Origin of the sequence: Micromonospora sp. MP36 (assembly GCF_008119785.1) — a bacterium.
Classification (GTDB): domain Bacteria; phylum Actinomycetota; class Actinomycetes; order Mycobacteriales; family Micromonosporaceae; genus Micromonospora.
Genome location: NZ_VSFA01000316.1, coordinates 1 through 346, shown reverse-complemented (window position 1 = coordinate 346; position 346 = coordinate 1). Strand labels below are relative to the sequence as shown.

1 protein-coding gene is annotated in these 346 nt (G+C 67.3%); it reads left to right on the top strand.

Annotation, left to right across the window (positions count from 1 at the left end):
• A partial coding sequence (locus tag FXF52_RS42345; protein WP_222870978.1) for a hypothetical protein occupies nucleotides 1-346 on the top strand: 346 nt, incomplete at both ends.

Genomic DNA, 346 nt, shown 5'->3' with positions numbered 1-346 from the left:
CTGGAAGCGTGGCCACAACCGCACACACGATCAGATCGTCGTACGCGCCGACAACTACAACACCCTCGTCGACGGGCAGGGCCGGTTGTGGCTGGCGATCCCCGGCCTCGAACCTCGCAAGATGGTCAAGATCCCGCTGTCGACGACGGTCGCGCCGACGGGGACGTTGCGACTGATCCTGCGCCGGGGCCGGGTCGAGGTGCACTACCAGATCGACGCATCGCAGATGCGGTCGTCGCAGCGGCCGTGCGGCGACCAGAGGGTCGGTGTGGACAAGGGCTACACCGAAGCCCTCACCGACTCCGACGGCCAGCCCCACGGTGAACAACTCGGCGACCTGCTCACC